The 26795-nt window shown below is 50.4% G+C and carries 20 protein-coding genes, 2 tRNA genes and 1 pseudogene; 10 read left to right on the top strand and 13 right to left on the bottom strand.

All coding sequences use genetic code 11. The annotated features are described in order from the left end of the window. Positions 1-276: 276 nt before the first annotated feature. The 3 genes and pseudogenes from ACI0FJ_RS10840 to ACI0FJ_RS10830 form a co-directional block, all read right to left on the bottom strand. A complete protein-coding gene (locus ACI0FJ_RS10840) occupies positions 277-2316 on the bottom strand; it encodes a methyl-accepting chemotaxis protein (protein WP_424303036.1) in 2040 nt (679 codons plus the stop codon). Positions 2317-2464: 148 nt separating this feature from the next. Beyond that, positions 2465-2840: pseudogene (locus tag ACI0FJ_RS10835) on the bottom strand (IS5 family transposase). Beyond that, positions 2750-3220 (bottom strand): IS5 family transposase, encoded by a 471-nt coding sequence (locus tag ACI0FJ_RS10830; protein WP_424303033.1) that lies wholly within the window; start codon positions 3218-3220, stop codon positions 2750-2752. Before ACI0FJ_RS10830 ends, ACI0FJ_RS10835 begins: the two are co-directional and overlap by 91 nt. 211 nt (positions 3221-3431) lie before the next feature. Here ACI0FJ_RS10830 and ACI0FJ_RS10825 point away from each other — a divergent pair, with 211 nt between their 5' ends. Further along, positions 3432-4220 (top strand): hypothetical protein, encoded by a 789-nt coding sequence (locus ACI0FJ_RS10825; protein ID WP_424303030.1) that lies wholly within the window; start codon positions 3432-3434, stop codon positions 4218-4220. Between the two features lie 84 nt (positions 4221-4304). Here the strand turns inward: ACI0FJ_RS10825 and ACI0FJ_RS10820 are convergent, their stop codons facing one another. Continuing rightward, complete coding sequence (locus tag ACI0FJ_RS10820) at positions 4305-6218, bottom strand: sigma-54-dependent Fis family transcriptional regulator (protein ID WP_424303027.1); 1914 nt, start codon at positions 6216-6218, stop codon at positions 4305-4307. Positions 6219-6727: 509 nt separating this feature from the next. Between ACI0FJ_RS10820 and ACI0FJ_RS10815 the strand changes: the two genes are divergently transcribed. From ACI0FJ_RS10815 to ACI0FJ_RS10780, 8 genes are all read left to right on the top strand, one after another. Continuing rightward, positions 6728-7849: an NAD(P)/FAD-dependent oxidoreductase gene (locus ACI0FJ_RS10815; RefSeq protein WP_424303024.1), complete on the top strand. Its 1122-nt coding sequence runs from the start codon at positions 6728-6730 to the stop codon at positions 7847-7849. Next, the gene (locus ACI0FJ_RS10810) at positions 7842-8162 is read left to right on the top strand and encodes a (2Fe-2S)-binding protein (RefSeq protein WP_424303021.1); all 321 of its coding nucleotides are present in this window, start codon (positions 7842-7844) and stop codon (positions 8160-8162) included. Before ACI0FJ_RS10815 ends, ACI0FJ_RS10810 begins: the two co-directional genes overlap by 8 nt. After that, positions 8159-9583, top strand: a complete 1425-nt coding sequence (locus ACI0FJ_RS10805) for an FAD-dependent oxidoreductase (protein ID WP_424303018.1) — start codon at positions 8159-8161, stop codon at positions 9581-9583. Before ACI0FJ_RS10810 ends, ACI0FJ_RS10805 begins: the two co-directional genes overlap by 4 nt. A 57-nt stretch (positions 9584-9640) precedes the next feature. After that, positions 9641-9991 carry a RidA family protein gene (locus ACI0FJ_RS10800; RefSeq protein ID WP_424303015.1) on the top strand — a complete coding sequence of 117 codons (351 nt, stop codon included), beginning with the start codon at positions 9641-9643 and terminating at the stop codon, positions 9989-9991. 27 nt (positions 9992-10018) lie between these two features. Next, positions 10019-10516 carry a TRAP transporter small permease gene (locus ACI0FJ_RS10795; RefSeq protein ID WP_424303012.1) on the top strand — a complete coding sequence of 166 codons (498 nt, stop codon included), beginning with the start codon at positions 10019-10021 and terminating at the stop codon, positions 10514-10516. Between the two features lies 1 nt (position 10517). After that, positions 10518-11822: a TRAP transporter large permease gene (locus ACI0FJ_RS10790; RefSeq protein ID WP_424303009.1), complete on the top strand. Its 1305-nt coding sequence runs from the start codon at positions 10518-10520 to the stop codon at positions 11820-11822. A 139-nt stretch (positions 11823-11961) separates the two neighbouring features. Then, positions 11962-12960, top strand: coding sequence for a TRAP transporter substrate-binding protein DctP (dctP, locus tag ACI0FJ_RS10785; protein WP_424303006.1), 999 nt, complete (start codon positions 11962-11964; stop codon positions 12958-12960). 117 nt (positions 12961-13077) lie between these two features. Continuing rightward, positions 13078-14352, top strand: a complete 1275-nt coding sequence (locus ACI0FJ_RS10780; RefSeq protein ID WP_424303003.1) for a hypothetical protein — start codon at positions 13078-13080, stop codon at positions 14350-14352. A 305-nt stretch (positions 14353-14657) separates the two neighbouring features. Here the strand turns inward: ACI0FJ_RS10780 and ACI0FJ_RS10775 are convergent. The 3 genes from ACI0FJ_RS10775 to ACI0FJ_RS10765 all read right to left on the bottom strand — a co-directional run bounded on the left by ACI0FJ_RS10775 (position 14658) and on the right by ACI0FJ_RS10765 (position 16279). Continuing rightward, positions 14658-14733: transfer RNA gene (locus ACI0FJ_RS10775), tRNA-Glu, on the bottom strand. A gap of 32 nt (positions 14734-14765) precedes the next feature. Beyond that, positions 14766-14841: transfer RNA gene (locus ACI0FJ_RS10770), tRNA-Lys, on the bottom strand. A 238-nt stretch (positions 14842-15079) separates the two neighbouring features. Beyond that, positions 15080-16279 carry an HDOD domain-containing protein gene (locus ACI0FJ_RS10765; protein ID WP_424303001.1) on the bottom strand — a complete coding sequence of 400 codons (1200 nt, stop codon included), beginning with the start codon at positions 16277-16279 and terminating at the stop codon, positions 15080-15082. A 620-nt stretch (positions 16280-16899) separates the two neighbouring features. On the opposite strand from ACI0FJ_RS10765, the gene ACI0FJ_RS10760 reads away from it, so the two are divergent. After that, the gene (locus tag ACI0FJ_RS10760) at positions 16900-18243 is read left to right on the top strand and encodes a glutamine synthetase family protein (RefSeq protein WP_424302998.1); all 1344 of its coding nucleotides are present in this window, start codon (positions 16900-16902) and stop codon (positions 18241-18243) included. A gap of 135 nt (positions 18244-18378) precedes the next feature. Here the strand turns inward: ACI0FJ_RS10760 and ACI0FJ_RS10755 are convergent, their stop codons facing one another. The 6 genes from ACI0FJ_RS10755 to ACI0FJ_RS10730 all read right to left on the bottom strand — a co-directional run bounded on the left by ACI0FJ_RS10755 (position 18379) and on the right by ACI0FJ_RS10730 (position 26601). After that, positions 18379-19392, bottom strand: coding sequence for a helix-turn-helix transcriptional regulator (locus ACI0FJ_RS10755; protein WP_424302995.1), 1014 nt, complete (start codon positions 19390-19392; stop codon positions 18379-18381). Positions 19393-19602: 210 nt separating this feature from the next. Continuing rightward, the gene (locus tag ACI0FJ_RS10750; RefSeq protein ID WP_424302992.1) at positions 19603-21711 is read right to left on the bottom strand and encodes a TonB-dependent receptor; all 2109 of its coding nucleotides are present in this window, start codon (positions 21709-21711) and stop codon (positions 19603-19605) included. Positions 21712-21951: 240 nt separating this feature from the next. Continuing rightward, on the bottom strand, positions 21952-22884 hold the full coding sequence (locus tag ACI0FJ_RS10745) for a helix-turn-helix transcriptional regulator (RefSeq protein WP_424302990.1): 933 nt from the start codon (positions 22882-22884) through the stop codon (positions 21952-21954). A gap of 307 nt (positions 22885-23191) precedes the next feature. Further along, positions 23192-25264 carry a TonB-dependent receptor gene (locus ACI0FJ_RS10740; protein ID WP_424302988.1) on the bottom strand — a complete coding sequence of 691 codons (2073 nt, stop codon included), beginning with the start codon at positions 25262-25264 and terminating at the stop codon, positions 23192-23194. A gap of 111 nt (positions 25265-25375) precedes the next feature. Then, a complete protein-coding gene (locus ACI0FJ_RS10735) occupies positions 25376-26263 on the bottom strand; it encodes a DUF4198 domain-containing protein (protein ID WP_424302985.1) in 888 nt (295 codons plus the stop codon). A gap of 32 nt (positions 26264-26295) precedes the next feature. Then, a complete protein-coding gene (locus ACI0FJ_RS10730; protein ID WP_424302982.1) occupies positions 26296-26601 on the bottom strand; it encodes a hypothetical protein in 306 nt (101 codons plus the stop codon). Between the last annotated feature and the right edge of the window lie 194 nt (positions 26602-26795).

Here is a 26795-nt window from a genome sequence, read left to right as displayed (position 1 = left end):
TTCAGGCTAAAATAATGAAGCGAAATCGAGTAGGGCGGAAAGGGAATACTTTGTCCCAATCTGCTCCACCGGGTAGCTGTGTGCAACCCACAGTATGCCCTGCACACCGCTGCCCGACGTAGGGAAATCTATCGGGCTAAGGTCGGTCACCTGGATTTTTCGCAGTGCGCGATCACCATCGGTACCAGCAAACGTGAATTCGGCAACACCGAGTTCGATGTGATCCCCATGACCAAGACACTTCGTAAGGTACTGATTTACTTTGGATGCAATCAGTTAAACATCTTTAAGCTCATCAATAAGTTTTTGAAGGTCCCCCGTCAATCGAGCAAGATCGGAGACAGCAGACATTGATTGCTGCATAGCCTCGGATGTTTCCATCGCAATACGGTTTACTTCATCAGAACTACGATTGATCTGCTCACTTGCAGCAGATTGTTCTTCACTTGCTGTAGCAATAGCTCGAACCTGATCAGCGGTTGATTCAACATTTTCAACAATTATCTGAAGACTTTCACCAGCTCTACCCGCATATTCCTTACTTTGAGAAATCAGCTTGGCCGCATTGTCCATTTCTTCAATATTCGTGCGGGTGACGGACTGAATACCTCGAACCGACTGCTCTACTTCTTGAGTAGCCTTCATTGTTTTTTCAGCCAACTTACGAACTTCATCAGCAACAACTGCAAAGCCTCGTCCTGCTTCTCCGGCCCGTGCAGCTTCAATAGCTGCGTTGAGTGCAAGCAGGTTCGTTTGGTCTGCAATGTCGGTAATTACAGTGACAACCTTGGAAATATCCTCTGCCTGATCTCCAAGTCCGTTCAACCCTTCCACCATTTTGACGGAAGCTTCGTTTACTGAATCAATTGAGGCGACAACGTCACCGACAATCTTTCCTCCATCTTCAGCTTGATCTTTAGCATCCATTGCACTTTCCGCAGCCTGCGATGCATTTTGGGCAACTTCAAGCACTGAAGCATTCATTTCTTCCATTGCAGTAGCGGATTCAGAAGTGCGTTCACGCTGAATTTGAGAGCCTCGAGCAGATTCCTCTATCTGGGAAGAAAGCTCTTCTGACGCAGAAGTAATTTGTTCAACAATACCTTCAAGATGATTAGCTGCCGCTAACATTCCTTCAGCCTTAGCCCGTTCTGCCTGTTTGCGGGCTTCTTCAGCTTCCTGAGTGGCAATTTGGGCTTTTTGCGACTCTTCCCGAGCAAGCTCAGTCTTTTCTTCTGCACTTGCAATCATTTCACGAAGCCGCTCAACCATCTTCAATAGACTTGTCTGGAGCAGACCAATTTCATCGTTACGATCAACTTGCAGATTCGTTTCTAAGTCTCCTTCAGAAATTTTTGAAGCAACATCCACAATGCCTTTTACCGGAACAATCACATTCATTTTAAGAATGAAAAATACCCCCAACCCGATAACAAACATAATAACTATTGCCGACGATATGATAAATATGCCTATCGAACGCGACTCGCTAAAAAATTCGGAAACAGGAGCTGTAGAACAAATAATCCATCCTGTTTTTTCTGATTTAGTAAAATATGTTAAACAACTTTTTCCGTTATAATCGTACTCAACAACGCCATCGCCTTTGCTTACAAGCTCTCTTCCCCACTCAAATTCATTAACCAGATTGAGCTTTGCAATCAATTTTTTGTCTTGATGAACTATAACTAATCCATCATCACTTGCTATATAAATATACCCTGTCTTGCCAATAGTTATGTTATCAATAAATTTCTTTGCAAAAGCACTAATTTCAATTACTAAAGAAACAACTCCTACAACTTTACCATCTTTTTTTACTGGATGAGAAGCCATTAGAACAGGAGCTCCTGACGTTCTACCTATAATAACATTTGATAAATACGGACTTCCCGCAGCAGCAGCTTTAAAATAAGCACGATCTGAATAATTATTACCGATTGATTTTGTTTGTGAAGAAGCTGTAACAATACCATTTATATCCATAAGATTCATACGTGGAACGATATTTTGTTCTCCGACCATGTCTTTAAGCACAGAAACAGCTTCTCGTTGCGCTTCTTTATCTGAAATACCGTTACTTGCAGAATCGACAATTTCCTTAAGTTTTGAAATTGCGGCAAGCTTTTGTTCAAGACCATCAAGCCAAATATCAATTAATGATACGGTATTAGCAAGCTTAGCATCGTTCAGCGATTCTGCTGCTGCTGAGGACGAATTAACCGATTTACGATAGACCAACGAAGACATCGTGAACAGACATACAATGATCAAAACCAAAGTCGGAATAAGGAATTTAGATGATAAACTACGCATGCCCTCCCCCCCCATTTATAGAAATTTATTACATAACTACACTTAAGACTATGTTAACAATATTTTCCACCTATATCAAATAGTTAAATACAATTTGTAACAAAGTTTGGCTAACCGAATCACATACGTATTAGATAGTGTCGTCAAATTATTGTAGCCACAATACTATGCACCGAATCTGAATCGCCGCAAGGAAGGACGAGGCCCTTTTGGCGTATCGCGTGGCAATACCTCGCCATCTCTTGAGATGCAAAAATGCGTTTTCGACAATATGCCGTAGTTTATACAAGTATTTGTCATAATCGCGTTGTTTCTTCCGCTTTTTTTTTGGGCGGAATGACCGGAGTTGCTTCCATGTTTTCGACCTTGTTGATGATTTCATCCGTATCATACCCTTTGTCTGCCAAAAGATAGTCAGCTTCAAATCCATCAATCAGGCAACAGGCCTCTGCGCAATCAGCTTTGGTACCTTCTGTAATAGAAACTCGGACCGGCAAACCAAGCGCATCCACGGCCAAGTGTATCTTGGTGTTGAGCCCCCTTTTGTGCGGCTCATTGCTTGGTTGCCTCCAACCGCCCCAGCCGCATGTGGATGAACCTTACAATGGCTTGCATCAATCATCAGCCATTCAAAGTCCGGCTCCCCCATCAACTCCTCCAGCAGGCCTTCCCACACGCCACGATCCCGCCATCGGCAAAATCTGCGTTGTGTGTTTTTCCAGTGACCGTAATCCGGTGGGAGATCGCGCCAGGGTGCGCCTGTGCGGAGTATCCAAAAGACCGCGTTGATGAATAATCTGTTGTCTGTTGCGGGGCGACCAACAGAGCCTTTTCGTCCTGGAAGATGTGGCTTCAGAGCGTCCCAAATTCTGTCGCTAATGTCGTGTCGTCTGTGTGCTAGCATTCGATCCTCCGTGTTCGGCTTAAAGGAGGATAGCATGATTTTTTTAATTTGACGACACTATCTAGAAGATATTGAGCAAACACCTGGCCAGTTTATGGTCAAGATTGAGACTAAACTAAGAACAAATTCGAGTCTCAGCTACGCAGACCTATTCCCCCTATCGAAGAAGTACTATGAGTGTTTACTCGGTCCTATTCACGAAGCTATCGGAGTGAATGATTGGCTTGAGGGCTCTCTTATTCCTCACCTTAAACAAGTAATGGACAAATCCTTGTCCAAAGGGCTTCAGCTTGCTTTACGCCTAACCATAGCCCCTCAAATATCCTTGGTAAATTTAACCAAGGACATCCCACCTGATGAGCTACTTGCAGCCCTACAAAAGTGTTGCAATATGCAGTCACCGTTCGCTTTACTCGGAGTTGTGGAAATAGCTGCTACACATTTACCTGAAACTGGATTCTATGAACTGGTGGAAGAGACTCTCAATAGAATTCTAGGCGAAAAGGCTAATACCTGGGTGGGGGAAGTTACTCCATCTCTAGTGCGAATATGCCTCGGCATAATAAGCGTTGAGCAATCCATGTGGGAAACACCTCCCTATTGGCGCCATATGGCTGCGGTTGCCCATGCGAGCATCATTAGCGACATATTGGGGCCTGGGCCTGCTGATGTAGAAAGATTCATCAGCGATCTAGAAAAACTTGCTACTCAGGAAGGTGTATTAACGCAGATTCTAGATATGAGGCACGACCCTTTGTGGAGGGCTATAGATTTATCGCCTCAAATGCTTCGGGCTCAAATTCTTGGTCGCCTATTGAGCTTAAATGAGGAATTGAAAAAGAATGGCGAATCATTGCCCAACGGAGGGTTAATTGAGGCCGCGTTTGAAAATCATAAATCAGACGGAAGCATCGTATCCATCGCGAAGAAGTGGTCCCGGTTGTTTGGACCAGTTGGCGGCGAAACTAAGGTGGACATTTTTATGGATTATGCCGCCTGATTGGGACAGACCAGAGGGGGTGTTCGGTGGGATAAAATCGTGTCCGCAAAATCAAAAAAAGTCCACTGCCGATCTTGTTAGTGATTAGATCCCGTACTTGTCCATCTTCCGGTACAAGGTCGCTCGGGATATCCCGAGGAGTTTGGCCGTAAGCACCCGGCTGTTATTTGTCTTTTTCAGTGCCTCTTTAATGGTTTTACGTATCACTTCATCTAAAGAACCGCTGGATCGGTACGTTTTTCCCGTTACAACCTCAGGCATTCCTAAGTGCTGGACTTCTATGGTTTCCCCTTCACAGAAGTGGAGAGCCCTTTGTATGCAATTTTCTAATTCTCTGACATTTCCGGGCCAATGATAGCTGATGAGTAAATTTTGAGCATCAAGACTGAGGGCTGGTGGCACAGCAGCCCCTTCTTTCAGGAAGAGGGAAGCTAAAAGCAAGATGTCATCCCGACCTCTTTTTTTAAGAGGGGGAATCTGGATGTGGAACACATGCAGTCGATAGTATAAATCTTCCCTGAATCGACCAGCCTGAATAGCTGCTGGTAGATTCACATGGGTGGCGGCAATAATTCTTGTGTTAATTTTAATGGGTTTGTCCGCCCCGATGCGGTAAACTTCCCCCGTTTCAAGGACGCGAAGCAACTTCACTTGCATCCGATGAGGCATATCGCCAATTTCATCTAGAAGAATGGTGCCGTTGTTAGCCAGTTCAAACTTACCTGGTTTTCCCCCTTTTGCTGCGCCGGTGAAAGTACCGTCCACATATCCGAATAGTTCACTTTCCAGAAGATTAGAAGGGATGGCACCACAGTTGATGGGAATAAAGGGGTTATGCCGCCTGCAGCTCTGGTTGTGAATGGCTTGGGAGAAGAGTTCTTTCCCTGTTCCGGTCTCGCCTTGAAGGAGCACTGTACTATCTGAAGAAGCTGCACCCTTGGCCAACTTTACAGTTTCCAGAAAAGCGGGGGAGACTCCAACTATACTTTCGAAAGTAAAATGGGCCCGAGTCCCTGCAATATTCTGCGCTAATTTATAAACATCTCTGACCTCGTTAAAAGTGATTACGGCTCCCAGCCGCTCTCCTTCTTCAGATTTTACCAACTGGACCGTAAGAATCAGGCGGATGTGATTGTTTTGGACTTTGATGCGAACTTCTTTGTCTATCCATGCTTCCGGGGATTCTTCTACGTGGTCCAGATCAACATTTAGCCCTTGAAGTACAGATAGGGGGTTGTTCTCCAGATCATCTCTTTTAAGAATATTTGCCCCTTCACGGTTAACGCGCCAAATATATTTTTCGCTGTTGATAATGATCAATCCGATGCGAAAAAAAGAAATGGTCTGGTCTAAAAAGTTAAGGTTCGCTGCCAATTCCCTGTTTCTGCGTAACACCCTGAGCTGCTGCTCTGCCGCCCGGGCTGCCGTGGTAACCATATATAGCGTATGTGCATGTGCCTGTTCCGATGAACCGAAGACAGCAATAATGCCGATAAGTTTTTTATCCTTACCAAATACCGGAGCTGTGGAACTGGTTTGGCCGTGGGCCTGACGGCAGAAATGGTCGTCGTCAACAAGCTGAATGGGAATTTGGAGTTTGTGGGTCAGGGATATGGCCGTGGTTCCGACGTCCTCTTCTGTCCATCGGTACCCAGGTACACAGTTTTTTTCGGCAGAGTCTTCAATCAACTCCTCTTTCCCTCGAATATGAAGCATGTATCCATCCGAATCAACTGCGGCGATGATAAAATCATTAGGGTACAGAAGTTTATAAAATTCCTCAAACTGAGGGCAGAGAATGTCCAGCAGCTTCTTATTCTTACGCCGCCTTTCAGATAGCTCCGCCGGAGAAAGCATCTTTTGTTTTTTATTTCTCCGGATAGGGTCAATTCCGTACTCCCGGGATCGTTGGTGCGAGAGGGCAATCTCCTGCTTCATGGCTTCCGGGCTAATCATTTGCCCTTCATTTACAAACAAGGGTGTCTCTTTTTTAGACATGTTCCGGATTCTCCATAAATTTCCGTACAGACTTAAAGCTGCAAGCCCGAAATGTTTTTGGAATTGCAGGTTATCAAGAGTATATACAGAAACAATGCAGTCTTCAATCTGTTGTAGTTTTAAGTATTTTTGAGCTATATCTGTGAAAAATGTAACAAAGTTGAAACTGTCTCAAATTGAGACGCGTCTCAGTTTGAGACAGTTTTGTGCAAGGCGCCGAACGTAGGTGTTTCTTTTGAGTTTGATGGTTGAAAGCGTCTCAAAACGAGACGAAAGTAGCAGGTGATAATTATTGCTACGTCGAAACTACAGATTCTAATAGTTAAATTTTGACTCATAAAATAGCAAACCATCTCAGGATCTTAGCCAATCTATAAAAAAAGAGAGGTGCATATCTCGCAGCTCTGGCATTCACTTTGCTCAGCACTACTGAAAAAATGACACTGCCCTTAGTCGGTTGAGTGCTAAAAAATATATCAACTGCCGGAAATTTGGAAAGGAGAGTGCTAGTGCAGACAGCGGATGTTTTGGTCATCGGCGGTGGCATCACCGGATCTTCAACAGCTCTGGGGCTCATGCGTAAGGGAGCCGGCAAAGTGGTGATTTTGGACGAACAGCTTAAGAGTCAGCGGTTATCACGTGGTAACTTTGGGTTGACTTGGTTCATGTGCAAAGGGGCTGGTTATCCCGGTTATTCCTTGTGGTGTCGGAAGGCAGCCGTGGCATGGCCTGAATATGCAGAGATCCTTGAAGATGCGAGCGGATACAATATTGAATTAGACTGGACCGGAGGCGCGGTACATGCCTTTGGGCAGGAGGAATTGGATGGTTTTGCACGATCTGTGGAAACCATCCGGGAAGGATGCAGCAGCAAAGGTATCGATTACCCGGTGGAAGTTCTGGACAGGCAGCAGTTCGCTGAATTGATGCCTAAAATGACTCTGGGTGAAGACGTTGCCGGAGGCATGTATACCAAAGAACAGGGACATGTGAATCCCCTGAGGCTCCTTGGAGCGGTGAGGAGTTGCTTTCAAAAGCTGGGTGGAGTTTATCATGGAGCAGACGGAGCAAGAGAGATCATCCCACAGTCTAATGGAACTGTCCTCGTTAAAACAACCACCGAAACATATGAATGCCGGAAGCTCGTAATTGCCGCCGGACACGGTTCTTCCAGACTGACGGCTGCTCTTGGTGAAAAGCTCAATATCTATCCACAGCGGGGCCAGCTTATGGTCTCAGCCCGCTGCGAACGCAAACTCGATATTCCTCTACTCGCCGTACGCCAGACTCAGGACGGTACGTATTTGCTCGGCTTGTCTACTGAGAACACCGCTCTAGATTCCGGGGTTACTGCTGAGGCCATGAAATCGCAAGCCGCCAACGCGGTGCGCATTTTTCCGGAGCTGGCAAATTTAAATTGGGTTAGGGGCTGGGGAGCTATCCGCGTTATGACACCGGATGGCGGTCCTATATACAGCAAGATTCCGGGACATGAAAATATCAGCGTCCTTGCTTTGCATTCCGGTGTTTCTTTAGCTCCCTTGCATACTGAGGTTATAGCACCTTGGATTCTAGGAGAGACAACCGATAACCAAGTATCAGAATTTTCAAATGGACGGTTCCATGCTTAAAGATTCCACAACTTCCACTACTGAATTCAAACTGGACCAGACTCCAACTGAAACTGTCTCCGTACTATTGGACGGAAAGACAGTTGAACTTCCCAAGGGTGTCAGTATTGCCGCAGGGCTTTTAAGTATCGGCGAAATAATTTCCCGAATCTCTCCCTCGGCCCATAAGCCCCGTTCCCCCCATTGTCTGATGGGCGTTTGCTATGAATGTTTGATGGAGATCAACGGTGTGGAGCGCCAAGCATGCATGACAGATCCCAAAGAAGGTATGGTCATCAACCGCCATCTAAATTCTAAAGGAGAAGACGCATGAGCCGCCACTATGATGCAATAGTTATCGGTACCGGACCAGCTGGTCTGAGCGCTGCTACCCAGCTGACCAAGATGGGACTGAATGTCGTAGCTCTGGATGAACAGCAGCGTCTCGGTGGCCAGATTTACCGGAACGTAGAAGGAGCCGGAGATGCTCGTTTGAATCTTTTCGGCCCCGACTACAGTGTGGGCCTTGATCTGGTAAATGAATTCAGGGAAGCCGGCGTTAATTATGAAGGCGGGGCTTCGGTTTGGCAGGTAGAGGCTGATGGTCGCGTCTGTTATTCAAAAGACGGAGAGTCCAGCAGGATATCCGCCAATTATATTATCGCTGCTACAGGTGCTATGGAGCGTCCTGTCCCTATCGATGATTGGACTCTTCCGGGAGTAATGGGTGCCGGTGCAGCAAACAATCTGGCTAAAGAAGCCGGGCTTACCCCTGCCGGGAAGGTTGTTTTGGCAGGTAGTGGTCCTCTTTTACTTCTCGAAGCTTCAATGCTTTTGAAGAAAGGGGTGGAAATAGCTGCCATTCTTGAAACAACAGACTTTATTCCGCCTGTAGATTCCGCAACCAAACTCCCCAAAGCCCTTATGGGTTGGAAGTTGCTGTACAAAGGAACAGCCATGCTTCTGGAGCTCCAGAAGCATGGCATTCCCCACTACCGGGGTGTCCGCAAGATTCGTGCTTTGGGAACCGATGCACTGAGTGGAGTGGAAGCTACGGTAAAGGGAAAAGATTTGGCATTTGACGCTGACCTGTTGCTGCTTCATTTTGGTGTTATCCCCAACACTCATATTTTCAGGCAGGCTGGTTGCCAGATGGTCTGGGATAAAAAGCTCAGGTATTGGTACCCCTACTGTGACAGCTGGGGCCGTACCAATTTTGAAAAAATATTTGCAGCCGGGGACGGCAGCCGGGTCCACGGTGCAGTTGCTGCCCGCCACAAAGGAACCTTGGCTGCCTTGGAAATTGCATGTTGCCTGGGCATGATTCCTAAGTCAGAAAGAGACGCCCTCGCCGAGCCTGTCCGTAAAGCCTTGAGACAGGATAACTTCCCCCGACCTTTCATTGATGCTGTTTATGCACCAAATCCTTCACATTTTGAATTTGACAATAATACAGTGCTCTGTAGGTGCGAGAATGTCACCATCGGAGACGTCCGTAAAGTTCTGGATGAAGGAGTTCGTGATTTAAACGAGGTGAAAAGTATCACCCGTTGCGGCATGGGACCTTGTCAGGGGCGGATGTGCGGACCGGCTCTGGCTGAAATCGTTGGGGATTATCTTTCCATTGAACCGGACCGGACAGGTCTTTTGACTGTGCGTCCCCCTTTGAAACCAATTCCTTTGGCCGAAGTTGCCTCTATGGATTTGGGCGATGAGGGTACGGATGGTGGAAACTGGCTACTGGACAAAAAATAATTAGGAAGGGTCTTTATTATCCAGATATAAATAAAATTTAAATTATAAGGAGTTAAGATGGGTATTACAAGGATGGAAACAGCACAGCGTATGAGCAGGATCGTGATTCACAATGATACCGTTTACCTTAGCGGGCAGGTAGCTGATAACACAGATGAATCTATCGGCCCTCAGACAGAAAGCATGCTTGCCAAGGTGGATGCACTTTTGAAAAAGGCAGGCAGCAGCAGGGAACATATTCTCTCTGCCACAGTTTATGTTCGCGATATGAAAGACTTCGCAGGAATGAACGAAGTCTGGGATAACTGGGTTTCCGAGGGACATGCCCCCGCAAGAGCCTGTGTTGAAGCACGGATGGCCCGGCCCGATATTTTAGTGGAGGTTTCTATTGTAGCGGCGCTTAAGTAGTAAATTATTCCATTTCGGAGGATCTTCATGGAGAAATTTTTTAAATACGCATTAGCAGCTCTCATGAGTACTGTTGCCGCTCTTGAGTTCTACCAAGTGGTAATGCGTTACATCTTCGAGTTGCCGGTGATGGGATTGGATGAACTTTTAGTATACCCCACACTGTGGTTATATTTCTTCGGTAGCGTAAACGCCTGTCGGGAAGATACCCAGATCAAGGCTAATGTTTTGGACATTTTTATGAAAACCGACCTCGGTAAACTGCGTGTGAGAGTCGTGGCAGACATAATGTCCTTGGTCGTTTCATCTTGGTTAACATGGTGGGCATGGGACTATTTTCTCTATGCTTTGAGAATTTGGAAAGAAAGCCCGACTCTTTATATCCCGACATTCTGGGCCGAATGTGCATTTTTCATCGGCATGATGCTGATGACGATGTTTGTACTCTGGCACCTTATTAGAAATATCCGCCGTCTCACGTTACTTGCGGATCAGCAGGCAGTTGCCTCGAAGGTAGGAGTATAGCATGGATATTGTTACCGTTTCTTTTATCGCCATGGGTGTACTGGTGCTGACGCTCAGCTTCGGCGTGCCACTTCCATTCTGTTTTGGCGGTGCTCTCATGGTTATGGTTTTTGTGGGCGATGCCACAATGAACGGCACCATGGTCTGGGGCTACAGCCAGCTTGCTAACCCGGTTTTACTGTGTATTCCGCTCTTTGTCTTTGCAGGCACGTTAATGAGTGAAAGTGGAATCGCTGAAAGTCTACTGAGGTTTGTTAACGTATTTGTCGGACGTCTCCGCGGTGGTTTGGGTGTAGTCGCAAGTGCCAGTTGTGCATTAATCGGTGCTATCTCCGGCAGTGGACTTACAGGCGTAGCAGCAACCGGCCCAATCCTTATCCCGGAAATGACCTCCAAAGGTTACCCTCGCGGGTACGCAACAGCACTTGTTGCAAACTCATCAATCCTTGGGCTGCTTATTCCGCCAAGTGTAACTATGATCATTTACGGTTGGGTAACAGATACCTCCATTCTGGCCTGTTTTCTCGCAACCATGGGACCGGGGATTCTCATTACTCTCCTTTTCTGCGTGGTTAACTTGGTGATGGCCCGTAAATTCCCTCTGATTCTCGATCCCCCTCGTCCTGTAAAAGAGACTGCTCAGGAAGCCGTCTCCATGACTTCGCGCGCTCTTCCTGCGCTGATCATGCCACTAATCATCCTCGGTGGTATTTACGGCGGGATCATGACTCCAACCGAAGCTGCAGCTGTCGCTGTTATTTACGCAATTCCGGTAGGCCTTATGGTCTACAAGGGATTGACTTTTAAAACCTTCATTTCGTCTGCTAAATCTTCCGCCACTGCAGTAGGCGCCATCATGGTTATGATTGTATTCAGCCTGATGTTGAGCCAGATATTCGTTATGGAAGATGTTCCTCAGGCTTTGGTAGAAGGTGTATTCACAATCACCCAGAACAAGGTGGTTCTGCTGATCCTGATCAATTTCCTTCTCTTCTTTGTTGGCATGATCGTCAACGACATCACCTCGATTATTTTGCTTGCGCCTCTGCTTCTCCCCCTGATGCAAGCCATCGGAATTTCTCCGGTGCAGTTTGCCGCAATCATGGGTGTTAACACTGCTATGGGCGGGGTAACTCCTCCTTATGCAAGTATTCTTTATTTAAGTATGCGAATCGGGAAAGCTGAGTTTTCCGAAGTCATCAAACCGGCCATGATTCTCATCCTCTTCGGATATGTACCCGTGGTCTTCTTAACTTCTCTATGGCCAAGCCTCTCCCTGTTTTTCCCGGGATTGTTTGGCTATTAAGAATAAGGGAACGGAATAGAGGGCTTGAAGGGATATTCGTTGAAATCATTCAATATTATGGCTTGATGCTGATAGGTCTTTTGCAGATATATTCTTCACAAAATTAGAACCGAATAATTTGTTACTAAGGAGTATGCACATGAAAATGCGCGGAGTTTACGTGGTGATGGCTATTCTGGTCTGTATGGTGATTCTTGCTGGTACTGCGCAAGCAAGAACTTGGAAAATCTCTCATGTCCGTCCTCAGGGGACTGCCATTGACAATGACCTTCGCTGGTTTTCAAAAGCTTTGAAGGAAGAATCCGGAGGTAAAATCAAGACTAAGATTTATCCCGCCTCAGCTCTTGGCGACTACACAGTTGTTCAGGAAAGGGTAAGCCTCGGTGCCATTGAGATGGCTTGTCAGACTCCTTCCTCTTCTGCTGATAAAAGATTTCAACTTCCTTACTTCCCCTACATGTTCAAAAACTGGGACCAGGCTCGTAAGAACTTCATCGCCGGTGCCCCCCTGCGTGAAACGGTTGCCGATCTTTATAAAAAGCAGGGAATCCATCTGCTGGCAGTATGGCCTGTATACTTTGGCGGTATCTCATTGAACACCAAACCTATTAATCCTGGTGACCCTGATGCAGCTAAAGGTATCAAACTGAGAGTTCCCCCAATGAAAACCTTCCAGATGATGGCTGATAACATTGGCTACCTCGGTACTCCGATTCCTTTCTCTGATGCTTTCACCGCAGTTCAGACCGGTGTTGTTGACGGTGTTATCGGTTCCGGTGCTGAAGGATACTACTCTTCCTTCAGAGATGTGACCAAATACTACATCCCTGCTAACACCCATTTTGAAGTCTGGTACCTTATCATAAACAAGGATATTTACGATAAGCTGTCTGATAAAAATAGGCAGGCCCTCGACAAAACTGCAGCTGAATTCGAAAACCGTCGCTGGAAAACTGCTGAAGCAGACCAGAAAGCTAACGAGCAGAAGCTTGTGGACTACGGTGCAACTTTAGTAGAATTTTCTGATGCTGATATCGCTAGAACAGCTGATAAAGTTCAAAAAACGGTTTGGCCTGAGATCCTTAATGACGTAGGCATGGAATGGGGGCAGTCCGTTCTTAATAACCTGATAAAATAAGTCATCTCCTGCTTACAGCTTGTTAATGCTGTGAGCAATAACACTCTGGCCCGGAAAATAACTTTCCGGGCCAGCTTTGGTGTTTAATCCAGAAGAAAATTTGTACACAAAATATCCATGGCTAATTATTTGCAACGCTACACAGGGTGGATGATCCTTGCCACCTTACTTCTATTTATCTTCAGCAGCCTTTGCCCTGCTCTCATTGTCTCTGTTGCTATATTGGCTTGGCTGGTCGTTATTATTGAATGGAACAAGCTGCATGTAGGACCTCGCAGGCAAGCTACTTTTTTGTTTGCAGCCGGAATTGCAGCGCTATTATTTTCTTATCAGCAAGGCGTTTTTCTTGGCTGGAAAAGAATAATTACCCAGAACTTACAATTACTGCCGATGTTTATTGCAGTTTCTTTTTTAGGGCTGACAAATCCAAACACTCAAGCTGATGATTTACCTAAAGGGAAATGGGCTATAGCGATAACTTCGTTCGGAACCAATTTACTTGGCGCAGTCATTAATCTTTCTATTTTACTTGTATTCGGAGACAGGTTGGCCCGTAAAGGCACTTTAACTAAAGCTCAATCCATTATTCTTGGACGTTCTTTCTGCGCGGCAGCATGGTGGTCTCCATTTTTCCTTGCAGCCGGGGTTGCGCTGACCTATGCGCCGGATATGCTTTATCGCCGGACAGTCATTCCTGGAATGTTTCTCTGCTTTGTGGCGCTTTGTTACTCAATTATTGAGGTCGGGGTTGTTCGTAAGCTTGAATTTTCCGGTTATCCCGTGCGGGCGGAAAGCATGACGGTACCTTTCCTTCTCGCTGTGGGTGTCTTTGTAGGACATTACTTCTTTCCTGATCTGGGTATGATTATGTTGATTTGTCTTGTGGCTCCACCTGCAGCCATAATACTTATGCGTAACAGGCCTAGGCTACCTCTTCTTCACGATTTTATTAACAACCGGATTACTTCTACCGTCAGCCAGTTTGTTCTATTTTTGACGGCGGGTTTGTTTTCTAGCGGTATCACCTCAATTATTCAGGTTTACCCGCAAATATTCAATTTCGAAGGTAGTACATTTACCAATTCGCTATTTGCAATAATTTCGGCACTGCTTATCGTTTTGGGACTCATCGGCTTGCATCCTCTGGTAGGAATTTCAGTGATCAGTCCTTTACTACTGCCTCTGAATCCTGACCACTCCCAAATTGCTTTTCTATTTCTCACCTGCTGGGCAATCTCGACAGGCAGCAGCCCGCTATCAGGAGTAGGGCTTGTGCTTTGCAGTCGCTATCGTGTTCCTGTCCGTTCAGTATTAGTAAATAATTTCCATTATGCCGTTTTTATGTGGCTGTGTGCGAACTTGGTTAATATCTTTTATTTTAATATGATTTGACGTACTCCCCCTTGACCTGCCCCCCTTGTGTCGTGCCAGCTAAGTTTAGCCCATAGTTTGTGCACGCTGGGCAACTTTAACTTGAACGGCGGCTTTTGGGTTTTCAGGCCGATGTCTAAGAGACATCCTAAAATATTAGGAATTTCAAAGCACTGCGGCATGTGCTTAAAAACAGACCGGAAACAGGGGGTAAAAAAGGCGTCCACAATATGCTGGAATTGTTCAGGAAAAAAAGTTTTGTGTCCGGGATTTGTGTCCGACACAAAAAAAGGACTTACGATTTCTCGTAAGTCCTTGATATCCTTTGGCGTCCCCAAGGGGATTTGAACCCCTGTTGCCGGCGTGAGAGGCCGGAGTCCTGGGCCACTAGACGATGGGGACAGATGCGTGACCGTTGTGTTTGAGCTTTTAGGTGGTGGGCCGTGCTGGGCTCGAACCAGCGACTCTCTGCTTAAAAGGCAGATACTCTACCAACTGAGTTAACGGCCCTCCTGCTCAAAGGGAGGATTTTCTTTATACCCCCAGTTTTAACCTGTCAACAAAATAATATGAAAAAATTTACTTTGGTCAAGATTTTTTGTGAAAAGGGCGGAAACCATGTCCTGCATTTGCGGTTTCTCGTGCCGCGCCCGTCACGTTCGTATCATTATACATGCAGCAGGTCGGGGACTCAACCGGCTTTACAACCTGGCTTACGCCGTGGTTCTGCCGTTCATTACATTAAGTATTAGGTGAACACCCGCAACAGGTCGGCGATCTGTTCGTCGTGTTCGTCTATGGCCCGGGACAGTTCGCCCGGAGGGAGTTTCAATTCCGCAGAAACTTCCGGGTCCAGCTTTGCCAGTACGTAGGGCGCTCCGCGTGAGGCATTGAGGACATTGCTCACCATATCCGCCAATCGGATCAAACAGGCCTCTCCGGGGCTTACGCTGTGCATGGGGGAGTGGTGGTTTTCCACCAGCGATACAAGAATATCCGGGAAGGACCATTGGCGCAGCAGTTCCCCGCCTATCTGGGCGTGGTCAAAGCCGAGGATCATCTGTTCGGCGTCCACCAGGGGGATGCGTTTTTCCAGGGCCAGCCCCATGGAAGTGGCCGTCAGCTGGGGCAGCTCCTTGGACATGACCAGCCGCCCCAGGTCGTGCAGCAGTCCTGCCGTGAACAAACGCTCGGGGTTCATTCCCTCCATGTTCTCGGCCAGGGAGCGGGCCAGAAGCCCGCAACCGATGGAATGGCGCCAGAACGACTCCAAGGTGATGAATCCGGGCGGGATATCCTGAAAATAGTTCACTGCGGTCATGCCGAGGGCCATGGTCAGCAGTTCGTTCATTCCGGTCAGGGCAATAGCCCGGTGTACCGTGTCTATCTTGGCCCGGAACCCGTAAAAAGGGCTGTTGACCACCTTGAGCAGCCGCGCCGAAAGGACCATGTCCGAGCTGACAACCTTGGCGATGTCCGCGGCGGAAACATTGGGCCGCTGCAGGGTCTGGCTGAGATTGAAATATATATCCGGGAAGCTGGCCATCTCGCCCAGCCTGTCTATCAACGCCTTGGGGGAGACCGCAGCCGGTGGAAAATCCGTCTGCCCGTCCCGGGCGCGGGGTTTCTTGGTGAGGGAGTCGGGGAGTCCGGCCCTGGTTGCCAGCCGCGATCCCAAAAAATTGTACGTCAGCTTGAACAACTCCCGCACCATGGGGTCGGTCATGTCCTGTGCCGAAAAGATGAGCTTGAGCCGCCGTTTGATCTTGTCTTTCGTCGCCTGGTCCAGCCGGGATGCGGGGGAGACCAGCACGGCCTTGCCCCGGGCGACAAGCTCTGCATGTTTTTCGGTAAGTGTGGTTCCTGCCCGCGCAATAAGGGTGTTGCCGTCAGCGCTGACAACGTCCTGTTTGATTGCAGTACCGGGTTTGATGGTATGAGGGGCCAATACTTTTCTCCAGTTGCGCAGCGTGTTGCAATCCGCTCAGCAAAAAGGCCGGGCGTGTGGATGGGAATTTTGCGCGTATTTTGTCAAAAAGCCTTGTGCGCGGCTCTCCCGCATGCGCCTAAAGAAATTGACACTGCCGGAACATAAGGTCAACTCTTCGTACCATGCCGGGAGTTCCAGAACAATAGGATCCCGAATTGTCTGCCCAGGCCGACGGACACCTGCCCGCCAAAAAGCCCGGAGTGGGCCGTGCCGAACACTTTGTTGCAGTACGTGTCTTTTCTCTGCCTGTTTTCCACTGGTTGGTAAACTCCCGATGTTCGCCTGTCTTTTTGATGGTTCCGGGTGTGCGCCATGCAAATTGATTTTTGCGGGGTGTTGCGGAGTATTGAAAAAAAAGGCACAACTAAAAATAACACAAAGGTTACAAAAACGTAAAAAATGCATTTTTGATGTTGCATATTTTTTCATTTTTCGTAAACTTCAAGCAGCGGTGGTTATTGGTCTGAATTTAATAACCTGAAAAAAAAGACATTTTTGTTTTGGCCTGTTCCTTGCTTTAAAGACGAGAAGGTTAAGGAACGGCTTTGACAAAATAGTACACACTCCAAGGAGGAGTTATGGAACTTCCCGTTTTCAAATGCAAAAATGCCGATGACGTACTCCGTGCGGTCAAAGACTACAATATCAGCTTTGTTCAGTTCTGGTTCATTGACATTGTAGGTACCCTGAAGAGCTTTCAGATTACCCCCAAGGAACTTGAGGCCGCGTTTGAAGAGGGAATGGGTTTTGATGGTTCCTCCATTCTCGGCTTTACCCGCATCGACGAGTCCGACATGGTCGCTTTCCCCGACCCGGAAACTTTTCAGATGGTGTCCTGGCGTCCTACAGAACGTCCGGTCGCCCGTATGTTCTGCGACATCAAGAACCCCGACGGCACCCCCTTTGAAGGCGATCCCCGCTACGTCCTGCGCCGCAACCTGGAAAAGGCTGCCAGCAAGGGCTACACCATGTACGTGGGACCGGAACTGGAGTTCTTCACCTTCGCCAGTCCCAACGAGCCCAAAATCCTGGACTTCGGCGGCTACTTCGACGCTCCGCCTCTGGACCTGGGCAACGACATCCGTCGCGAAATCATTTTCAACCTGGAAAAGATGGGCATCCAGGTGGAATACAGCCACCACGAAGTTGCTCCTTCCCAGCATGAAATCGACCTGCGCTACCAGGAAGCTCTGCGCATGGCCGACGCTGCCGTAACCTACAAGGTTGTGGTCAAGGAAGTCGCCCGCAAGCACGGCTGCTACGCCACCTTCATGCCCAAGCCCCTGTTCGGCGAAAACGGCTCCGGCATGCACGTGCACCAGTCCCTGTTCAAGAACGGCTCCAACGCCTTCTTCGACGCCAATGCAGAATACTGCCTGTCCGGCGAGTGCAAAAGCTACATCGCCGGTCTGCTGAAGCACATCAAGGAATTCACCGTCATCACCAACCCGACGGTCAACTCCTACAAGCGTCTGGTTCCCGGCTACGAAGCTCCTGTTTACGTTGCCTGGGCCAACCGTAACCGTTCCGCTCTGATCCGCGTGCCCATGTACAAGCCCGGCAAGGAAGTTGCCACTCGTATGGAACTGCGTTGCCCGGACCCGACCGCTAACCCCTACCTGGCTTTCGCCGCCATGCTCGCTGCCGGCCTCAAGGGTATCGAGGAAGGTTACGAAGTCAGCACCCCGGTCGAAGAGAACATCTTCTCCATGACCGAGTACGAAATGGCCGGCAAGGGCATTGAATCCCTGCCCGGCAGCCTGTACGAAGCCACGGTGGCCTTTGAGAATTCCGAACTGATGAAGGAAGCTCTGGGCGAACACCTGCACGCTGCGTACGTGAAGGCCAAAAAGGCTGAATGGGACGAATTCCGCACACACGTTTCCGAGTGGGAAATCTCCCGTTACCTGCCTACCCTGTAAGAGAACATCTGTGGCTCATCTCCGGCCGCGTTAAGGATTCCCCCCTGGCCCGCTGCAATGGTTGCAGCGGGCCTTTTTTGTGCCAACACGGCTTCTGTGTTCATTTCTTTTTGGCCGGGCTTGGTCCGTGGTACTTCAGGCGTTGCCTTCACAGGTGCGGGCCGCGCGTAAGGCGGATTTTCGCAACCCGCCGGGCGTGGTGCCGAAATGCTTCTTGAACAGGTCTATGAAGTTCCCCAGGTTGGAATAGCCCACGGCCATGCAGGCTTCGCACACGTTCATCTCGCCTTTCTCTATATATTCCCTGGCCTTGTTCATCCGCGTGGTCCTCAGGTGGTTGTAGGGCGTGGTGGCGAAGACCTGGCGGAAGCCCCGCTTCAGCTTGAATTCGTTAAGGCCCGTCAGGCGCGCCAGTTGGGGCAGGGTGGGAGGGGCATCGAGCTGATCTTCCAGAATTTCCCGGGCCTGATAGATGCGCGAGAGATCCCCTTGGGACAGGGGAATGGGGGAGCGTCCACCGGCATTTTGCTGGCTGGGCTGGGTGGTGAGAAGCAGCAGGATTTCCATGATCTTGCAGCCAAGGAACAGCTCCCGGGCGCTGTCCTGCATGGGTGGGCAGGAAACCAGATCGCGCACGGCCATGTGCACGGCAGGGGGCGCCTGGCGCCCTGTGAAAAATGGCATGGGATCTTGCTGGCGTGCCAGCGGGGTCATCTCCGGGGGCAGGTTGTCTTGTACGGAAGTCCAAAGCTCGGTGAACAGATGCGGGTTTATCTGCAGCGTGCAGAAGGTGCATTCCTTGGTGAGCGGAATCCATTCCCCGTGGGCTTCGGGCAGGTAGGACAAGGTGCATGTGGACGGGGAATGCATGATGTGCGTGCTTTTGCGGCGGCCCGTGCGGATGTTGATGGCCGCGCGCCCTTGGCAGCAAAAATCCAGGGAAAATGGAGATTGGCTTACGACAAAGGCGTATTCGTGCATGCTCTCCTGGGAATACGTGATGTGGTGCAACGTGACACCTTTTACAATTTCCACTCCCTTGAGGGTGGTGAACGATTCGGCAACGCCCGGACTTTCGAGGGAAAAATCGAAATGCGGGTCGAGGCTTGGAGTGAGTTGCAAGCGGGAAAGAGGTTGTTTGTCGGTCATGGGGCGGCATTCGGGTTGCGGTGTTTCATGGGTGGAGCCTATTGTATTTGAGAATCATTTTCAAGAGATTGGGCAAGTCAGCCTTTCCTTTTCTTCCAGAGACGTTTTTTTACAATATGGGAGCAAAAGAAAGCCCCGCGGAATCCGATGAAACCGCGGGGCCTGTTGCTGTGCAGGGAGAGTGGCCGAGGGGCGCCTTAAAACAGGGATCTAAAAACTCACACCAACCTGCACGCCTACGGTGAGCGGCGCACCCGCCCGTCCGTACCAGCCGGCGCCGTCCATTTCAAAGGCGCGCGTGGCGTATTTGGTGTTCAGCAGGTTTTTGCCCCACAGGTAAATGTTGAAGTTATCTGCTTCGTAGCCGATTTTCGCGCCCAGCAGATTGTAATGCGATTGTCCTTCGGTGTTTGCCTGCGAGAAATAGTTTTTTCCCGTCATGCTGTAATCCGCCCCAAGGAAAAGCCCGTTGAGGAAGTGATAGGTCGCGCCGAAGTGCGCGGTATACTTGGGCACATTGGGGATGTATTTGCCGGAATAATCAACGCCGGAATTGTAGTCGTAAAAGTCATCGTACTTGGCGTCCGTGTAGCCGATGGAGCTTATCAGCTCCAGCCCCTGCAAGGGGCGCGCCTGTATTTCCAGTTCCACGCCTTTGCTTGTGGCTTTGCCGCCGTTTACATAGGTAAAATCCGGATAGTCGGTCAGTTCCACCTGTATGTCGTCCCAATCAATGTAAAAGGCAGCCAGGTTTACAACCAGCTTATTTTCAAACCACGAACTTTTTACGCCTCCCTCGTAGCTCCAGGTGAACTCGGAGTCGTATGGTTCGCCCGCGCTTGCCTTGAGGTTGAACCCGCCGCTTTTGAAGCCGCGCGCAATGGTGACGTAGGGCGAAATGTTTTCGGTGAGCTTGTATTTTGCCGAGAACTTGGGGAGCCAGGCATCAAAGGACTTGTCTTCCTTGCCGCTGGTATTGGACACGCCGATGTTCTCGCCTCCGGACCAGTCGTAGTCGAAATCCTTTAGCTGGTGGTCGTAGCGAAGGCCGAATACGAGTTCCAACCGATCCCAAAATGTATAGCCGGTCTCGCCGAACAGGGCCATTCCCGTGGTTTTGGTTGTGCCGTGCTGGTTCAGCGTGGTGGCCCCTCCCATGCTGGGATAGTCCATGAATGTGGTGTAGGTGCGCTCGTCTTCTTCATAAAATCCGCTTGCCCCGACAAGCCAGCGCCATGGGGAGTCGGTGTCCGAAAGGAATCGGATTTCTTCATTGAAGAGTCCCACGTCTTTATTGACGTACAACACGCTGTAAGGATTGGGAGTGAAGTCGATGTCGTTGGAGTTTTTGAACTGTTCATCCCGGTAGCTGGTAATGGACAGCAGCTTTGAAGGGCCAAAGTCATGTTCGGCGCGGAGGTTCAGGCCGTAAGCTTCCTTTTGGGAAATACCGTCTTCATCGACATTTACTTCAAAGTCGCCGTCCTGAATGCCCTGCATGGTTTGGAATTCGGCATTGTGGTCATTGTAGTTTTGCAGGTCGCCCGTAATTCGGATGTCCCAATCCGGAGTGGGAGTCAGAAGCAGGGACAACCTGCCGTCCAGGTCCTCCTGGCGATCCGGATCATCCTCGCCCAACGCGATGTTTTCATAATATCCGTCAGAGGTTCTGTAGCGCATGGCAGCGCTGATCAATGCCTTGTCCTCAACCAGCGGGCCGCTCACGCGGGCATTCAGAGTGCGGGTGTTGTAGCTGCTGTATCCCAAATCTGCGCTGGTTTCCCAGAAATTTGTCGGCAGCTTGGAAGTGATGCTGATGACGCCGCCTTCCGAATTGCGTCCGTACAGCGTACCCTGGGGGCCTCGCAGAACTTCAATCCGGTCGATATCCACCAGGTTGACGTCGAAACCGGGGTAGTACACGTCGTCGATGTACAGTCCCAATGGCGGTTCGCCAGCCATGTATCCGGTTATGCCTCGAACCGAAGGAAAGGTGTCGAAGGCAGCCGGAGGGCCGGTACGTATCAGATGGATGTTGGATGCCATCTGGAAAATACGTTCGGTGTCTGTGATTCCGTAGTCCCCGATTTCGATGTCATTGAGAACGGTCATGCTCTCCGGGGTTTCCTGGGCCGTTGTTTCGCGTTTTCCCGAGGTGACCACCACCTCCCCCAGTTGGAACGTCTTCTCCTGCTGTGTGGCATTTTCCTGTTGCGTTGCGTTTTCCCTGGCGTGGGCAAGGCAGACCCCTCCCAGGCAGAGTGTTGCTCCAATGGATACAGCCAGGAGAATGGCAAAATATCTTCTTCTTTTCTTCATCTTGTTCGCTCCCCATGTTGTTGCAACTATTTCTTGTGTACAATGGGGTGGTTAGCCGTTCGTTTGGGCCAGGACTATCCGGTCAGGGAACAAGATGGTCCGAATCGGGATTTTTTTACGATCAGCTGGGGGGAGCAGGGGCAAAGGTGGGGCATGCAGACGTTGCATGCGGCGCAAGCGGCTGGCTCCATGAAAGTGCGCACTTGTTTGTGGGACGCACTCTCCCTGGGCGATGATAATCTAGGGATTCATGTGGGAGAGATGCGCGGATTTTCGCAACACGCCGGGCGTGGTGCCGAAGTGTTTCTTGAACAGGTCTATGAAGTTCCCCAGGTTGGAATAGCCCACGGCCATGCAGGCTTCGCACACGTTCATCTCGCCGTTTTCAATATACTCCCGGGCCTTGTTCAGCCGCGTGGTCCTCAGATGGTTGTAGGGTGTGGTGGCGAAGACCTGGCGGAAGCCCCGCTTCAGCTTGAATTCGCTGAGACCGGAAAGGCGCGCCAGCTGGGGCAGGGTCGGCGGCTCTTCAATCTTTGTTTCCAGAATGTCGCGGGCCTGATGGATGCGCAGGACGTCTTCCTTGGAAAGTGAAATCACACGCTCGTCCTGTTTCCGGGCTGGGCCCTGCGGGGCAAGAAGCATGAGCAGTTCCACGAGTTTGCAGCCCAGGTACATTTCCCTGGCACTCCCCGGCACCGGCGGACAATGGGTAAGGCCGTGAAAGGCCATCCGTACGGCAGGGCTGGCATAACGGGCCAGGAAAAAGGGTTTCGGGGCTTTTTGTTGCGACAGGGGGCGCAGTTCCGGGCACAAGGAATCCCCCAGCGACGTCCAAAGCTCCTGAAATGTTCCTTCGGCAAACTGCACTGTGCAGAAGTTGCATTCGTGGGTCAGCGGGAGCCAGTGTCCCTTGCCTTCCGGCAGGTAGGATATGGTGCAGGTGGACGGGGAATGCATGATGTGTTTGGGCCGGGGCTTTGCGGCAATGCTGATGGCGGCCCTGCCTTTGGAGCAGAACGAGATGGAAAGAGGGGAGTTCTTCACGTTGAAGGCGTATTCGCGGATGTCTTCCTGGCAGTGGCAAAGGCTGTGCAGAACGACACCGGGCAAAAGCTCGGACGATTGGAGCTGGGGAAACTGAGGCGGTTTTCCAAGGCCGGTCAGAGACATTGCAAAATTCGGCGTAACACTGGGCGCAAGGGTTTCGTACGGATTTTGTTGGGTTTGTTTCTTTACGGCGCAGTCGGATATGAAAGAGTGCTGTTGTTCCATAAATGAGTCATATTGAATATGAGATTCAATATCAAGCATAGGATCGAAAAATAATCGTCCCACCAACATTTCCCTCTCCATGTTGTCTCCCTGCCGCCATCGTGTGCTTTATCTGTGTGCCTTATTTGGGAAAATGGTGTGTACTCTGTGAATGGAAAGCGGCGGCGGCCGGAAATTCCGGCACGCCGCCGCGAAAGAGCACGGGTCAGAACCGGATGCCGCCGGTCAGGCCGAAGGTAAGGGGATCTCCGGCGCGTCCGTACCAGGTGTCGCTCATGGCGAAGGCGCGCGTGGCATAAATGGTGTTGGTTAGGTTTTTCGCCCACAGACATAATTCGTAGGTTTCGTCTTCGTAGCCGACCTTGGCGTTGACGGTCTGGTATCCGCCCTGCTTGCGGGTGTTGAGGGAGTCGAAGTAGGACGATCCGGTGTAAACGTAGTCGGCATTGATGAAGAGGCCGTTGGCAAAACGGTAGGTGGCACCGAGCTGGCCGGAAAGCTCCGGAACACCGGCTATTTTCTTCCCTGCCATGTCCAGGTCGCCGCGCTCGTATTCAGTATATTCGGCCTGTGTCAGACCAAAGCCGCCGAGTATTTCCAGTCCGGCAATGGGGTAGGCCCTGATTTCCGCTTCAAATCCCTGGCTTTTGGCCGATCCAGCATTGTCGATGGTGAAGTCCGGGTAATTGGGCTGCTCCACCTGCAAATCGGTCCAGTCGATATAAAAGGCGGCCAGGTTGACCTGGAGTCTGTTGTCCAGCCATTCGGTTTTGATGCCCGCCTCATAGCTCCAGGTGAATTCCGAGTCGTACGCCTTGCCAGCGTCGGCCTTGATGTTGAAGCCGCCGCTTTTAAACCCGCGGGCCACGCTGAGGTAGGGCATGATGTTCTCGGTAAGGGTGTAGCTGAGGGAAGCCTTTGGCAGCCAGGCGTCGTAGGTCTTGTCCGAGGAACCGGAGCGGTTGAAGAATGCGCTGCCATAGGGGCCGCTGCCGGACCACTGGTAGTCGAAGTCCTTGGCCTCCCTGTCGTAGCGCAAACCGGCAGTAAATTTCAGACGGTCGAAAAAGAGATAGCTTCCTTGGGCGAACAGGGCGGTGCCAAGTGTTTTGGTCAGACTGTCCTGGTGAAAGTCTCCGGCCATTCCGGAGAGCTGCCCGAAATGGGATGTGTATTTGGTGTCGGTTTCCTGGTGAAAGAGATAGGCCCCGGCCAGCCATTCCAGAGGGGAGTTGCCGTTGTCGGAGAGCAGCCGCAGCTCCTGGCTGAACAGGGTGTCCTCCTTGTCCACGTACAGGCGCATGAGGTCCATGGGGGTAAAGTCCAGGTCGTTGTCGGCGCTGGTCTGTTCGTTGCGCAGGGCGGTGATGGACAGGAGCTTCAGCCCCTGCATCTTGTATTCGGCGCGCAGTGCCGTGCCCAGTGCGTCCTTTGCGGCTTTGCCCGGCCAGTCCACATCCACCTTGTGCGGATTGTCCTTGATATCGTCAAGCGGGGCGAATTCGGCATAGTTGCCGTGGTAGCTCTGGATGTCCGTGGTCAGTCGCAGGTCCAGCTTGTCTGTGGGAAGCCAGCGCAGGTCGAAACGGCCGTCGGCCTCGCGCTGTTCGTTTACGGCGTGGTCGCCGTCGAATTCGTTGGTAAAGAACCCGTTGGTGCTCTTGTAGCTGGCTGCACCGCGTACAAAAAGCTTGTCCTCCACCAGGGGCCCGCTGACATATCCTTCCACATTCTGCGTATTGTAGTTGGCCAGCCCCGCGCTCATCTTGGAAGTCCACTGGTTGGTCGCCTTTTTCGTAATGATGTTGACCACGCCCGCTTCCGTGTTGCGTCCGTACAGGGTGCCCTGCGGACCGCGCAACACCTCGTAGCGTTCGATGTCGAAGAGGTTGATCTCGAACCCTGGATAGTAGACGTCGTCCACATAAAATCCGATGGCCGGGTTTCCGGTCATGTAGCTGGAAATTCCCCTCATGCTGGCGAAGCTTGTGGAGGTGGCTTTGGGACCGAGTTGCACCACATGTATGTTGGGAGTGCGGGTGAAAATGTCCTTGGACGAGTCGATGCCGTAGGTTTCCATCTGTTCGCTGTTCATAGTCGAAATGCTGGCCGGGACGTCCTGGATGTTTTCCGTGCGTTTGTCGGCGCTTACGGTGATGGTCTCCAGAGTGTAGGTCTGGTCGGTGGAATTGACTGCATGGTCATGGGAAAAGGACGGACCTGGCGTCGCAAGCACGAGCAGTAGCGCCAGTCCCGCCAGAGCGCTGCGGGCTTTCATTGAATACTCCTTAAGGATTATGGTTGGCCTTGAATGGCCGGGCTTGAATGGTCGAGCTTGGTTTTCGGGACCGGCATTTCGCCGGTCCCGCTGGGATAAGGCGAGGTTGTTCTATGGTTTGACGTTGAATCCTATGGTGCTGCCTGTGTAGACAGTATGGCATTTGCCCTTGAGGTCGGACAGCGTGGGATCTTTTTCTACATCTTGGGAATAGAGCACGTTGGCTACCCACTGCCCCGGCGTGGGCATGCGGAACTGGGCTATGCCGTTATAAATGTACGTTCCCAGATAGAATTTGTCCGGTCCGCCAAAGGTATTGCTGGTGCAGCTCATGCTGCGGATGGCGTTGGGGGTGACGTTTACGGGCTTGCCCATGTAGGTCACCTGGAAGCGTATCAGGTCGCCCACGTGGACATCCGAGAGGTTGTCCAGGGGGATGATTTCCAGGTCGTGCCCCAGAGGCTGCGGCTTGGTCCATTTGTCCATGGAAAAGAAGCTTTTGGCGTAGGACACGTACTTGAAGGACGAGATGACTTTGCTTACGCCCTTGATTGCGTCGATGGGTTTGGGGGCCATGCGCTGCTTGCCTTTCTCGTCGAGGTACACGGTAAAGAAGAAAGGCTTGGACGTGGCTTCCACCTGGTAGGTACCCGGAGCGGAGTCCTTGGTCATTTCTATTTTGCGCAGGGCCAGGTCGCCCCGGCTTACTTCCAATCCGTCTTTCTTTTCTGCGGGCCGGTAGGTTTCGTCAGGCAGCCCCAGAGGAAGTTTTTTTTGCTCCGGGGTTACCACATCATATTGCGCAATGTGGATGGAGCCGTCCTTGCCGACGAGAAAGTCGTCCATGGGCAGGGCGTGGCCAAAGCTGAGGCCCGCCATTACGTGTCCCGGAGGATGGTTGGTGGCTTCAACCAGATTGATCCAGAACATGTGGGCCGAGGCCGTACCGGCAGTCAAAAGCGATACGGCGAGGGCCAGGGCAAAGAGTATTTTTCGCATTGTTTTGCTCCTGAACAACAGAGGGTTGGTGGTTATTGGGGGCCTTTCTCGCTGGCCACGTGTCCGGGGCCGGCGTCGAGGATGACCGTGTAGGGCTTGGGTTGCTTGTTCACGATCAATTCACCGAATTCGTCGGTTTTTCCCTTGAAAAGCACGTTGCCCTGGGCGTCCTCCAGCCGTACTTCGGTAAAGGCTGCGGTTGCGCCCGTGGAATACATGCCTTCCACGGTAATGGTTCCGTCGGAGTTGTCGCTGATGGTCATGAACAGGGAGTGAGCCAGGGCTGGCGTGGCCCAAAGCAGGGCGACCAGGACCATGGAGGCGAAGGTTTTTTTCATGTGCATTGTCCCTTGAAAAGTCTTGAACGCGGCTGGCGGCGCATGCCGACGAGCCTGAATCCAATGAGTCATTGAAAATGATCTTCGGAATCAATTACTAGTGGGCAAATGGAGATAAGACTATCCGGGCAGGGTCAAAGAACATCCGAAAAAGGAGCAGTTTCTTTGATTGTGAAGCGGCAGAGATGCAAACC

The sequence above is a fragment of the Desulfovibrio sp. 7SRBS1 genome, from assembly GCF_049723905.1.
Lineage (GTDB): Bacteria > Desulfobacterota > Desulfovibrionia > Desulfovibrionales > Desulfovibrionaceae.
The sequence above is the reverse complement of the archived record's forward strand: the minus strand, read 5'-3'. Positions and strand labels throughout refer to the sequence as shown.

Coding starts and splice junctions, on each gene's coding strand:
- ACI0FJ_RS10840 (WP_424303036.1), bottom strand. CDS start 2,316: ATGCGTAGTTTATCATCTAAATTCCTTATTCCGACTTTGGTTTTGATC.
- ACI0FJ_RS10830 (WP_424303033.1), bottom strand. CDS start 3,220: ATGCTAGCACACAGACGACACGACATTAGCGACAGAATTTGGGACGCT.
- ACI0FJ_RS10820 (WP_424303027.1), bottom strand. CDS start 6,218: ATGTCTAAAAAAGAGACACCCTTGTTTGTAAATGAAGGGCAAATGATT.
- ACI0FJ_RS10810 (WP_424303021.1), top strand. CDS start 7,842: ATGCTTAAAGATTCCACAACTTCCACTACTGAATTCAAACTGGACCAG.
- ACI0FJ_RS10805 (WP_424303018.1), top strand. CDS start 8,159: ATGAGCCGCCACTATGATGCAATAGTTATCGGTACCGGACCAGCTGGT.
- ACI0FJ_RS10800 (WP_424303015.1), top strand. CDS start 9,641: ATGGGTATTACAAGGATGGAAACAGCACAGCGTATGAGCAGGATCGTG.
- ACI0FJ_RS10795 (WP_424303012.1), top strand. CDS start 10,019: ATGGAGAAATTTTTTAAATACGCATTAGCAGCTCTCATGAGTACTGTT.
- ACI0FJ_RS10790 (WP_424303009.1), top strand. CDS start 10,518: ATGGATATTGTTACCGTTTCTTTTATCGCCATGGGTGTACTGGTGCTG.
- dctP (WP_424303006.1), top strand. CDS start 11,962: ATGAAAATGCGCGGAGTTTACGTGGTGATGGCTATTCTGGTCTGTATG.
- ACI0FJ_RS10780 (WP_424303003.1), top strand. CDS start 13,078: ATGGCTAATTATTTGCAACGCTACACAGGGTGGATGATCCTTGCCACC.
- ACI0FJ_RS10760 (WP_424302998.1), top strand. CDS start 16,900: ATGGAACTTCCCGTTTTCAAATGCAAAAATGCCGATGACGTACTCCGT.
- ACI0FJ_RS10755 (WP_424302995.1), bottom strand. CDS start 19,392: ATGACCGACAAACAACCTCTTTCCCGCTTGCAACTCACTCCAAGCCTC.
- ACI0FJ_RS10750 (WP_424302992.1), bottom strand. CDS start 21,711: ATGAAGAAAAGAAGAAGATATTTTGCCATTCTCCTGGCTGTATCCATT.
- ACI0FJ_RS10745 (WP_424302990.1), bottom strand. CDS start 22,884: ATGTCTCTGACCGGCCTTGGAAAACCGCCTCAGTTTCCCCAGCTCCAA.
- ACI0FJ_RS10740 (WP_424302988.1), bottom strand. CDS start 25,264: ATGAAAGCCCGCAGCGCTCTGGCGGGACTGGCGCTACTGCTCGTGCTT.
- ACI0FJ_RS10735 (WP_424302985.1), bottom strand. CDS start 26,263: ATGCGAAAAATACTCTTTGCCCTGGCCCTCGCCGTATCGCTTTTGACT.
- ACI0FJ_RS10730 (WP_424302982.1), bottom strand. CDS start 26,601: ATGAAAAAAACCTTCGCCTCCATGGTCCTGGTCGCCCTGCTTTGGGCC.